The sequence below is a fragment of the Mesorhizobium sp. M0106 genome (genome assembly GCF_040322715.1).
In the GTDB taxonomy this organism is placed as follows: domain Bacteria; phylum Pseudomonadota; class Alphaproteobacteria; order Rhizobiales; family Rhizobiaceae; genus Mesorhizobium.
In genome coordinates this window covers 1-11,348 of sequence record NZ_JAMYUA010000084.1, presented here as the reverse complement: position 1 = coordinate 11,348, position 11,348 = coordinate 1, and the positions used below count along the sequence as shown (strand labels likewise).

The 11,348-nt window shown below is 65.1% G+C and carries 10 protein-coding genes; all 10 read right to left on the bottom strand.

All coding sequences use genetic code 11. The features are described 5' to 3' along the window. Positions 1–219: 219 nt before the first annotated feature. The 10 genes from NKJ55_RS34545 to NKJ55_RS34500 all read right to left on the bottom strand — a co-directional run bounded on the left by NKJ55_RS34545 (position 220) and on the right by NKJ55_RS34500 (position 11,042). Positions 220–849: a sarcosine oxidase subunit gamma gene (locus NKJ55_RS34545; RefSeq protein WP_352453800.1), complete on the bottom strand. Its 630-nt coding sequence runs from the start codon at positions 847–849 to the stop codon at positions 220–222. After that, a complete protein-coding gene (locus NKJ55_RS34540; RefSeq protein ID WP_352453799.1) occupies positions 842–3,823 on the bottom strand; it encodes a sarcosine oxidase subunit alpha in 2,982 nt (993 codons plus the stop codon). The genes NKJ55_RS34545 and NKJ55_RS34540 overlap by 8 nt, the downstream gene beginning before the upstream one ends. Before the next feature lie 223 nt (positions 3,824–4,046). Beyond that, on the bottom strand, positions 4,047–4,322 hold the full coding sequence (locus NKJ55_RS34535; protein ID WP_352453798.1) for a sarcosine oxidase subunit delta: 276 nt from the start codon (positions 4,320–4,322) through the stop codon (positions 4,047–4,049). Between the two features lie 18 nt (positions 4,323–4,340). Beyond that, positions 4,341–5,594 (bottom strand): sarcosine oxidase subunit beta family protein, encoded by a 1,254-nt coding sequence (locus tag NKJ55_RS34530; protein WP_352453797.1) that lies wholly within the window; start codon positions 5,592–5,594, stop codon positions 4,341–4,343. Positions 5,595–5,630: 36 nt separating this feature from the next. Then, a complete protein-coding gene (gene glnT, locus NKJ55_RS34525; protein WP_352453796.1) occupies positions 5,631–6,938 on the bottom strand; it encodes a type III glutamate--ammonia ligase in 1,308 nt (435 codons plus the stop codon). 33 nt (positions 6,939–6,971) lie between these two features. Continuing rightward, a complete protein-coding gene (locus tag NKJ55_RS34520; protein ID WP_023673984.1) occupies positions 6,972–8,300 on the bottom strand; it encodes an FMN-binding glutamate synthase family protein in 1,329 nt (442 codons plus the stop codon). Between the two features lie 6 nt (positions 8,301–8,306). Continuing rightward, positions 8,307–9,041 (bottom strand): GltB/FmdC/FwdC-like GXGXG domain-containing protein, encoded by a 735-nt coding sequence (locus tag NKJ55_RS34515; RefSeq protein ID WP_352453795.1) that lies wholly within the window; start codon positions 9,039–9,041, stop codon positions 8,307–8,309. 4 nt (positions 9,042–9,045) lie between these two features. After that, positions 9,046–9,939 carry a class II glutamine amidotransferase gene (locus tag NKJ55_RS34510; RefSeq protein WP_352453794.1) on the bottom strand — a complete coding sequence of 298 codons (894 nt, stop codon included), beginning with the start codon at positions 9,937–9,939 and terminating at the stop codon, positions 9,046–9,048. Positions 9,940–10,023: 84 nt separating this feature from the next. Beyond that, positions 10,024–10,356: a hypothetical protein gene (locus tag NKJ55_RS34505; RefSeq protein WP_352453793.1), complete on the bottom strand. Its 333-nt coding sequence runs from the start codon at positions 10,354–10,356 to the stop codon at positions 10,024–10,026. After that, positions 10,353–11,042 (bottom strand): hypothetical protein, encoded by a 690-nt coding sequence (locus NKJ55_RS34500; protein ID WP_352453801.1) that lies wholly within the window; start codon positions 11,040–11,042, stop codon positions 10,353–10,355. Before NKJ55_RS34500 ends, NKJ55_RS34505 begins: the two co-directional genes overlap by 4 nt. Positions 11,043–11,348: the final 306 nt, after the last annotated feature.

Genomic DNA, 11,348 nt, shown 5'->3' with positions numbered 1-11,348 from the left:
CGCGCAAAAGCGCAAAACTGTTCGCGATGTCCTCGCACATCTGTTCGCGATGTCCCCAGTCCAAACACCCTTGTGGGAGAAGGTGTCGCCGAAGGCGACGGATGAGGGGTGTTCCAGGGAACGCCAGCCTCTCACTCCGCTGGAACACCCCTCATCCGTCTCGGCGCTGCGCGCCGATCCACCTTCTCCCACAAGGGGAGAAGGGAAGACGCGCCAAGGCTATGCCAACTCCTCGCTGTGGCTGATCTCGACGCCATACTCGGCGGCAGCGTCCAGCATCGTATGCCACAGGCTTTCCGCGAAGGTGGCGAACACCAGAAGATTGAACACCGCCTGTCCGTCCGGCCGGTCATTGCCGCGCCACAGATTGACGCCGGTATGGTCGATCGATGTCGCGGCAGCGGTGCCGGCCGGGAACGCCGCGGGGTGCAGGTCTAGCGACGACAGTTTGGCCAGCATCGCGCGCGCCTTTTCTCCGGAAACGCTGATCAGCGCGCGGGCATGCGACTGGTCGGACAACGAGGCGGATTGCGCAAACGCCTGGCTCAGCGGTTCGCTCGCGTGCTTGCCGCCATTGGACAGGACCAGGAACTGATCCGGTCCCGACCAGATCAGCGTAGCGTCGGGAGCTCGGGTCGCCTTCGGCGTTTCCGGGGCGGCAACGCCGAAGCGGGTTTCGGCGGCCTTCGCCAGTTCTGCCGCTTTGCCGCGCCGCGCCATCACCTGGATCAGGTCGAAATTGCGGATCTCGGTGAGCGATACGCCGGCCGCCGTGCCGCGCGCGCCACAGGCGCCGACAACAAGCGCTTTCTCCAGCGGACTGCGGGCAATCCAGGAAAACTCAGCCACGCTGGCGCCCTCCATCCGGATCGTAGAAGACGGGACTGCACAGCTCGACATCGTAGTCTTCGCCGCGCAGCGGGTCTTGCGCATGGACGATTTCGCCGATGCGCTCGCGCCCGCGCTCAACCAGTGCCAACCCAATCCACTGGTCGAGCGTCGGCGAGAAGCAGACCGAGGTGACGTAGCCCTGGTCGTTATCGGGACCGGGCGTCTCGCCCTTCGGGATGATATGCGCGCCGGAACGCAGGCGGCGCGTCTTGTCGACCGGCTTGATGCCGACGACGACCTGCCGGTCTGGGGCAATCAGCGCCTCGCGCCCGGCCATGACGCGGCCGATGAAATCTTTTTTGGTCGACATCATCTTGCCGAGGCCGAGGTCGGCGGCCGTCGTCGTGCCGTTCAGCTCCGGTCCGGCGACATGGCCCTTTTCGATGCGCATGACGCCGAGCGCCTCGGTACCGTAGGGCGTAACGCCGAACGGCTTGCCGGCCAGCATCAAATTGCGCACCAGCGCCTCGCCATAGCGGGCGGGAACCGAAATCTCGAACGCCATTTCGCCCGAAAACGAGATGCGGAACAGCCGCGCTCTGATGCCGCCGCGAAGCGCGACTTCCCGCGCCCCCATGAAGGGAAAGCCCTCGTTCGACAAATCCTCCGCCGGATCGACCATTTCCCGAAGCAGGTCCCGGGTCTTCGGCCCGGCGATCGAGAACTGCGCCCATTGATCGGAGACGGATGTCAGCTGCACGTCGAATTCGGGGAACAGCACCTGCCGGCAGAATTCGAGATGCTGCATCACCAGCCCGGCCTTGGCGGTGGTGGTGGTCAGGAAATAGTGGTCCTCGGCCAGCCGTGACGTCGTGCCGTCGTCATAGACGATGCCGTCCTCGCGCAGCATCAGCCCGTAGCGGGCTTTGCCGACGGCGAGACTGGAGAAGGTGTTGATGTAGACGCGGTCGAGAAAGGCGCCGGCATCCGGGCCGTGCACGTCGATCTTGCCGAGCGTCGAGACATCGCAGAAGCCGACGCCGGAGCGCACCGCCTTGACCTCGCGGGTGACCGAGTCCAGCCAGTCCTTTTCGCCGGCGCGCGGATACCATTGCGCGCGCTTCCACAGGCCGGTGTCGACGAACACCGCGCCCTGTTCGGCTGCCCAGTGATGCGATGCCGTCAGCCTCGTCGCATGAAAATTCTCGTCGCGATGATGGCCGGCGAAGGCACCGATGGCGACCGGCACATAGGGCGGGCGATAGATCGTCGTGCCCGTCTCGGGGATCGACTTGCCCGATACCGCCGCCATGATGGCGAGACCGGCGACGTTCGAGGTCTTGCCCTGGTCGGTGGCCATGCCGAGCGTCGTATAGCGCTTGAGATGCTCGACCGATTCGAAACCTTCGCGCTGCGCCAGTTCGATGTCGGACGCGGTCACGTCATGCTGGTAATCGACGAAGGCTTTCCCTTTGCCGGCCACATACCAAAGCGGTGTCAGCGAAAACGCCTCGCTGTCGGCGACCGGCGACGTTCCGGCATTGCCGCTGCGTCCAGCACTCTGCGCTGCCGCAGCACCCGCGGCAAAGCCCTGGCGCAGGCAGTCGCCCAGCCCGAAGGCGCCGTTGGCGGCGCCGGCGGCCACCATGCCGGGCGGTGCACCATCCGGCACGAAGGCTGCGATATCGTCCTGCCATTTCGGCCGGCGGCGATGATAGGAGGTCAGCCCGACCGCCGGATTCCAGCCGCCGGACACGGCAAGCCCGTCGGCTTCGACTTCCGCCCGTGCGCCGCCGGTCAGCGCCACCACGATTTTCCGGACCCCGTCCTTGCCGCCTTCGACGCCGCTGACCGAGCCGTTGAGCACGGCAAAGCCGCCTTTGGCGGCAAGCGCGCGATGCGCGGCGGAGACGTCCGGGCGCGCGTCGACGACCGCCGCGATCTGCAAACCGGCGCCAAGCGCGGTCTCGACCGTGCGCCAGCCATCCTCATTGTTGGTGAACAGCGCGATCCTCTTGGCAGGGGTAACCGCGTAGCGCGCGACATAGGTCCGCATCGCCGAAGCCATCATCACGCCCGGCGTGTCGTTACCGGCAAAGACGATCGGCCGCTCGATGGCGCCGGCGGCGACGACGCAGCGCTTGGCCACGATCCGCCACAGCCGCTGGCGCACCTGGTGCTCGGGCGGCGAGGGCAGGTGGTCGTTGACCCGCTCGATGGCGCCATAGGTGCCGCCATCATAGACGCCGAACAATGTCGTGCGGGTCATGATGCGGACATCGGGCAGTGCGGCGAGTTCGGCCAGCGTGCGCGTAATCCATTCGGCCGCCGGCGCGCCGTCGATCATGCCGCCGTCGGCGAGCAGACGGCCGCCAAGCGCAAAATCTTCCTCGCACAGGATGACGCGGGCGCCGCCGCGCCCGGCCGCCAGTGCCGCAGCCAGCCCGGCCGGGCCGGACCCGGCAATCAGCACGTCGCAATGCGCCCACGCCTTGTCGTAATGGTCGGGATCGGCGACGCCTGCAGCGCGGCCGAGGCCGGCGGCGCGGCGAATCGTTGGCTCGTAGATCGTTTCCCAGAATTTCGCCGGCCACATGAAGGTCTTGTAGTAGAAGCCGGCGACGAAGATCGGCGCGAACAGCTGATTGACCGCCATCAGGTCGTGGCGCAGCGACGGCCAGCGGTTCTGGCTGGCGGCTTCGAGCCCGTCATAGAGTTCGGCCGTGGTCGCCTTGGTGTTCGGCTCGCGCCGCGCTCCGCTGCGCAGTTCGACCAGCGCGTTGGGCTCCTCCGAACCAGCGGTCAGGATGCCGCGCGGCCGATGGTATTTGAACGAGCGGCCGACCAGCTTGACGCCATTGGCGATCAGCGCCGAGGCCAGCGTGTCGCCTTGGAAGCCGGCAAAGCTCTTGCCGTCGAAGCGGAAGGCCAGCGGCACGGCGCGATCGATGAGACCGCCTGATACGAGACGATAGGGCTGGCTGGAGGTCACGTTTGCTGGCCCTTAAGCAGGAGCGCCGCGCTGCCCCTCATCGCCCTGCCGGGCACTTCTCCCCGTATAGTGACGGGGAGAAGGGGGCTGGCCGCAACCTCGGCGCCTTTCAGGGAACGTCGATGATTGGCGAAACAATCGATGACGGCGCCCCTCTCCCCGTCTCTATACGGGGAGAGGAGGCCGGCAGGCAGGTGAGGGGCGGCGCTAACCTGGACAGAATTCATCTTGCAGCCTGCCTTGCACCAACGCCTGCAGCCGGTTCGACCGCCGAAATCTCATGCGTCAGCGTGTTGCGGGCGACCTTCAGCCAGGCCCGGCAGCCGCCGCCATGATACCAGAATTCGCTCATCGGCCCGGCGACATTGTCGCGCAGATAGACGTAGTCGAAGACCTCGTCTTCGGTGGCGCCGGCCGCCGGACGCACCGGCTTGGCGTCGCTCAGATAGGTGAACTCACCGAGTTCGCGTTCGCCGCAGAAGGGACAGACAATGCGCATTGCTTCTTCAGCCAGCCTTCAATGCAGGTTCGGTTGGGCGCCCTGGCCCTTTTCGTCGATCATCGCACCTCGCCGGAAGCGGTCGAGGCGAAAGCGGATAGCCTCCTTGTGCGGCTCGTCGCGCGCCAGAAGATGGGCAAAGACCAGGCCGGAGCCGGGCGTCGCCTTGAAGCCGCCATAGCACCAGCCGGCGTTGAGATAGAGCCCGTCGACCGGTGTTTTGTCGATGATCGGCGAGCCGTCCATCGACATGTCCATGATGCCGCCCCACTGACGCAGCAGCCGTATCCGGCCGATCATCGGCATCAGCGCCATGCCGCCTTCGCAGACGTCTTCCATGACAGGCAGATTGCCGCGCTGGGCGTAGGAATTGTAGCCGTCTATATCGCCGCCGAAGACCAGGCCGCCCTTGTCGGACTGACTGACGTAGAAATGCCCGGCGCCGAACGTCATGACATTGGGGATCAGCGGCTTGATCGCCTCGGAGACGAAGGCCTGAAGCACATTGCTTTCGATCGGCAGCCGCATGCCGGCCATCGCCGCGACGCGCGACGAGGAGCCGGCGACGGCCATGCCGACCTTGGCCGCGCCGATCCTGCCGCGGCTCGTCTCGACGCCGGTCACCTTGCCGCTGCCATCGCGGACAAAGCCGGTCACTTCGCAATTCTGGATGATGTCGACGCCGAGCGCGCTCGCCGCATGCGCGTAGCCCCAGACCACGGCATCGTGCCGTGCCGTGCCGCCGCGTCGCTGCAAGAGGCCGCCCTGCACCGGGAAACGTGCGTTGTCGAAGTTCAGGAACGGCATCATCTTCCTGACCGCCGCCAGATCGAGCAGTTCGGCATCGATGCCGTTGATGCGCATGGTGTTGCCGCGCCGCGCATAGGCGTCGCGCTGCGCGTCGGAATGGTAGAGGTTGATGACACCGCGCTGGCTGACCATGGTGTTGTAGTTGAGGTCCTGCTCCATCCGCTCCCACAGCTTCATCGACAGCTCGTAGAAGCCGGTATTGCCGGGCAGCCCGTAATTGGAGCGGATGATGGTGGTGTTGCGGCCGGCATTGCCGGAGCCGATCCAGCCCTTTTCCAGCACCGCGACATTCCTGATGCCGTATTCGCTGGCGAGGAACCATGCCGTCGCCAGGCCATGGCCGCCGCCGCCGATGATCACCACGTCGTAGTGGCTCTTCGGGCTGGCGTCGCGCCAGGTGCGCTGCCAGTTCTTGTGGCCGGAAAATGCCGCCCGGGCGAGGGAGAAGATCGAGTATTTCATGAACCTGTTTCGCGCCGGGCGTGCAACAATTCCGGATCAGATGTCGAGCGTGTGGTCGCGCTCCCACTGGGTGAAGTGGGAAGCATAGGAATTCCATTCCTGCTGCTTGAGCTTTAGATAGGCCGACGAGAATTCCTCACCCAGCGCCGTCTTGAGCGATTTGTCGTTGTCGAATTCGCGCAATGCGTCGAGCAGGTTGAGCGGCAGCTTCGGCGCGCCCTCGACCGTATGGCCGAACTGGTACATGTCGATATCGTAGCGCCTGCCGGGGTCGGCCTTCGAGCGGACGCCGTCAAGGCCGGCGGCGATGATGACGGCCTGCAGAAGATAGGGGTTTGCCGCGCCGTCCGGCAGGCGCAGCTCGAAGCGGCCTGGCCCAGGTACGCGCACCATGTGGGTGCGGTTGTTGCCCGTCCAGGTCACCGTGTTCGGCGCCCAGGTGGCGCCGGAGATGGTGCGCGGTGCGTTGATGCGCTTGTAGGAATTGACCGTCGGGTTGGTGATGGCGGCAAGCGCGGACGCATGTTTCATGATGCCGCCGAGGAAATTCCTGCCCTTGGCCGACAGGCCGAGCTCCATCGCATTATCGGCAAAGACATTGGTCTTGCCGTCTTTGTCCCACACCGAGATATGCGCATGGCAGCCATTGCCGGTCAGGCCCTGGAAGGGTTTAGGCATGAAGGTTGCGCGCAGGCCGTGCTTTTCGGCGACCGATTTCACCATGAATTTGAAGAAGGAATGCTTGTCGGCGGTCGCCAGCGCGTCGTCGAAGGCCCAGTTCATCTCGAACTGGCCGTTGGCGTCCTCGTGGTCGTTCTGGTAGGCGCCCCAGCCGAGCGCCAACATGTGGTCGCAGATCTCGGCGATCACGTCGTAGCGGCGCATCACCGCCTGCTGGTCGTAGCAGGGCTTCGACGCCGTGTCATATTCGTCGGAAATCGTCTTGCCATCCGGCGAGATCAGGAAGAATTCGGCCTCAACGCCGGTCTTGATGTGCATGCCGTCGCCAGCGGCCTCCGCGATCAACCGCTTCAGCGTGTTGCGCGGCGCCTGCTCGACCGATTTGTCGTCCATGATGCAGTTCGCGGCGACCCAGGCGACCTCCGGCTTCCAAGGCAACTGGATCACCGAGGCCGGATCCGGCACCGCCAGCATGTCGGGATGTGCCGGCGTCAGGTCGAGCCAGGTGGCAAAACCGGCAAAGCCGGCACCGTCCCGCTGCATGTCGGCGATCGCCTGCGCCGGCACCAGCTTGGCGCGCTGCCCACCGAACAGGTCGGTGTAGGATATCATGAAATATTTGACGCCCTTTTCCTTGGCGAAGGCGGCGAGATCGTTCCCCATTATAGTTCCTCGCTTACTGGCATTTGGTTTGTTTTAGAAGCCGTTCTTGCCCGGTATCCAGTTGGTGCCGGCCAGCGGCACGCCGGCCATGGCGGCGGCTTCGATCGTCAAGGCCACAAGATCCTCGGGCTCGAGATTGTGCAGGCTGTTCTTGCCGCACGCGCGGGCGATTGTCTGAGCCTCAAGTGTCATCACCTTAAGATAATTCGCCAGCCGTCGTCCGGCCGCAATCGGATCGACCCGTTTCATTAGCTCGGGATCCTGCGTGGTGATGCCGGCCGGGTCGCGACCCTCATGCCAGTCGTCATAAGCGCCGGCGGTGGTGCCGAGTTCGTTGTATTCCGCCTCCCAGCGCGGGTCGTTGTCGCCGAGCGCGACAAGCGCTGCCGTGCCGATCGACACCGCATCGACGCCGAGCGCCAGCGCCTTGGCGACGTCGGCCCCGTTGCGTATGCCGCCCGAGACGATCAGCTGCACCTTGCGGTGCATGCCGAGATCCTGCAGCGCCTGCACCGCCGGCCTGATACAGGCAAGCGTCGGCTGGCCGACATTTTCAATGAACACTTCCTGGGTTGCCGCCGTGCCGCCCTGCATGCCGTCGACGACGACGACATCGGCGCCCGATTTCACCGCAAGCGCGGTGTCGTAATACGGCCGCGCGCCGCCGACCTTGACGTAGATCGGCTTTTCCCAGTCGGTGATCTCGCGCAGTTCCAGGATCTTGATCTCGAGGTCGTCCGGCCCGGTCCAGTCGGGGTGGCGCGAAGCCGAGCGCTGGTCGATGCCCTTCGGCAGCGTGCGCATTTCGGCGACGCGGTCGGAGATCTTCTGGCCGAGCAGCATGCCGCCGCCGCCTGGCTTGGCGCCCTGGCCGACGACAACCTCGATCGCGTCGGCACGGCGCAGATCGCGCGGGTTCATGCCGTAGCGCGACGGCAGATACTGGTAGACCAGCGTCTTCGAATGGCCGCGCTCTTCCTCAGTCATGCCGCCGTCGCCGGTGGTCGTCGAGGTGCCGGACAGCGTCGCGCCGCGGCCGAGCGCTTCCTTCGCCGGGCCGGACAGCGAGCCGAAGCTCATGCCCGCAATGGTGATCGGGATTTTCAATTCGATCGGTTTCTTCGCATAGCGCGAGCCGAGCACGACGCTGGTGTCGCAGCGCTCGCGATAGCCTTCGAGCGGATAGCGCGAGATCGAAGCACCGAGGAACAGAAGGTCGTCGAAATGCGGCAGCTTGCGCTTGGCGCCGGCGCCGCGGATGTCATAGATGCCGGTCGCCGCGGCGCGGCGGATCTCGGAAAGCGTGTAGTCGTCGAAGGTCGCGGATTTGCGCGGCGTCGTCGGCGGGTTGCGATAGGTCATTGAGCCTCAATACGCGTCGGCGTTGTCGATATTGAAATTGTAGAGGGTACGAGCCGAGCCATAACGCTTGAACTCCGCCGCCTTGACGCCGGTCACGCCGGCGCGGTCGAGCAAGCCTTGCAGCAATTCGAGATGCTCGGGCCGCATCTCCTTGGCGATGCAGTCGGCGCCGAGGCTTTCGACCTTGCCGCGCACGAAAAGCCGCGCCTCGTAAATGGAATCGCCGAGCGCATCGCCGGCGTCGCCCAGCACCACGAGGTTGCCGGACTGCGCCATGAAGGCCGACATGTGGCCGATATTGCCATGGACGACGATGTCGATGCCTTTCATCGAGATGCCGCAGCGCGACGACGCGTTGCCTTCGATGACGAGCAACCCGCCCCGGCCGGTGGCGCCGGCATACTGGCTGGCATCGCCTTTGACGACGATCTGGCCGGACATCATGTTCTCGCCGACGCCGGGCCCGGCCGAGCCATGCACGGTGATGGTGCCGCCGTCGTTCATGCCGCCGCAATAATAGCCGACGCTGCCGCGCACATCGATGGCGACCGGCTGGTCGACGCCGACGGCGACCGAATGGCTGCCTCGCGGGTGGAGCACCTCCCAGGCGGTCTCGTTCGAACCGGGCGCCAGATCGTGCAGCGCCTGGTTGAGCTCGCGCAGCGACATTTCGGCCAGATCGAAGACCCGTGACGCATGGCCCGGCTCGCGAGCCGCCTTGGAGAGGTTAATTGCCGGCATTGGTTCAATGCTCCCAGAAATAGACGGTTGCGGGCTCGGGTTCCCAGACCTTCGCATTGTCTATGCCGGGCAGTTTGGTGAGCGCACGATATTCCGAGCCGAAGGCGACATACTGGTCGGTTTCGGCCATTACTGCGGGCTTGCAGGCGATCGGGTCGCGCACCACGCCGAAGCCGTTCTTGGTGCCGACGACGAAGGTGAAAAAGCCGTCGAGATCGCTCAGCGTGCCTTCCAGCGCCTCGCCGAGATTCTTGCCATGCGCCATCTGCGAGGAGAGATAGGCGGCAGCGACCTCGGTGTCGTTCTCGGTCTCGAATGTCATGCCTTCGCGGATCAGCTCGCGGCGGACATTGTTGTGGTTGGACAGCGAGCCATTGTGCACCAGGCACTGGTCGGCGCCGGTCGAGAACGGATGCGCGCCCATCGTCGTCACCGCCGATTCGGTCGCCATGCGGGTATGGCCGATGCCGTGGGTGCCGGTCATCTCGCGGACGCCGAAACGGTCGACGACCGCTTCGGGCAAGCCGACTTCCTTGTAGATTTCGACGACGTCGCCGGCGCCCATGATGCGGATGTCGGGGCGCAGCGTCTGGATCGCCTCGCGCGCTTCGTCGATCTTGGCAGGCGTCGTCCGGACCACCGCATGCGTCGACTTCGCAGCAATGCTCACCGGCGCGCCGATCGCCTCGGCGAGTTCGGCGTCGAGGCCGCGGAAATCGCGCTCCGGCTTGGCCGACTGGATGGTGATCTTGGCTTCATTGGAGGACGCGCCATAGATGGCGATGCCGGCACTGTCGGGACCGCGATCGCTGAGCGAGATCAGCATCTCCGACAGCATCGCGCCAAGCTGGGGCTCGAGCGACTTGTCCTTCAAAAACAGTCCGACGATTCCGCACATGTCAGCCTCCGCGAGTTTGTTCCCTCCGAGATGTATCGAATGAGTCCCGGGAATTCAATTGGTATGAAAAAAATTTTCCTGTCGTTATATATCGGCTGAGGCGCTGCCGGCCGCACTGTCGCTGCGCTGGCCGCCATTGTGGACCCATTTGGCATAGCGGATGCGGGCGATCTTGTAGGCATCCAGGATCGACAGGGCATAGATCAGGAAGCCGCCGGCATGGCGTCCGACGAAGCTGGCGTCTGGCGGCGCGATCTTGGCGGTGACCCAGGCGAGGATCACCATGAAGAACAGGAATTGCAGGCCGCGCACCGGCACCCCGAGCACGACATGCCCGCTCGCCGGCAAGACAATCGCAGCGCCCAGAACCAGATAGGGGCTCGGTGGTGCGGGGGAGGTGGTGATCTGGCTGGTCATGCCGCTTGCCGTTCGCTTTGATTGATGGCATCGCGCAGCGCCGAAGCCGACGACAGCAGCCTCTCGATCAGCACCGGATCGAGCCTGACCGTGCCGAATTCGGCTTGCCGGAATACGCCGTAGCGCGCCCGCTCGGCCTCGGCCAGAAGCCAGACGATGCGCACGCCGTTCGGCGTGATCAACAATTCCTTGGCGCGCTCCTCAGCAAAGACATCGAGGTGGCCGGCGATGACGGTTTCGGGGAAGCGCACGCCCTTGCGGTCGCTCCGCAGCACCGCCTCGGCCGGAAATCCCGCCGCCTTCGGCAGCGTATGGTCGAGATGATCGAAATTGGAAAAGGTCGTCGGCGATCCCGGCCGCATCATCATATCGAAAGTGCCTGGTATCGCGACCTTTTCGGTGATCGAAACGCTCAGCCAGCGCGCCGGCAGCTTCCTGATCGCCAGCGTGTCGACGATGGTCCGCACCTGCACCCGCCGGCCGTTCCACGAGCCGGCGAAGGTGACGACGCCGGCAGTGCCGTCCGAGACGTTGGCCGCGTCGGGGACGACGGCGCGGACGCCGGCTTCGTCGGCGGCAAGCCCGGTCGAAGCCTTGGCGCGGCTGGCCCGCGCAAGCCAGGCTATATGGAGGACGAGAGCCAGGGCAACCGCCCCGGCGAGCAATGCTGAGATCATTTCAGATATCTCGTCATGCACAGGCGCGCCCCATCCTGGGGCAGGGCTCTTCTATAGGAAGTCCCCCTTATCCGGCCGCGGAGCCTGTCCTCGGGCTTGCCGGAGGCAAGACCCGTGGGCGGCCACCTTCTCCCCGCTGGGGAGAAGAGGCTGGCATCAACGCCGGCGATCTCCTCTCCCCTCGGGGAGAGGTCGGATTGCCCCGAATTGGCCGTGGGAATTCGGGTGGGCATGCGGGTGAGGGGGGAATTTACCAAATTCGGTTGGGCGGCGGTTTTGGGGGGGGCTCCTGTTCTACGGTGAGTAGCCCGGCGG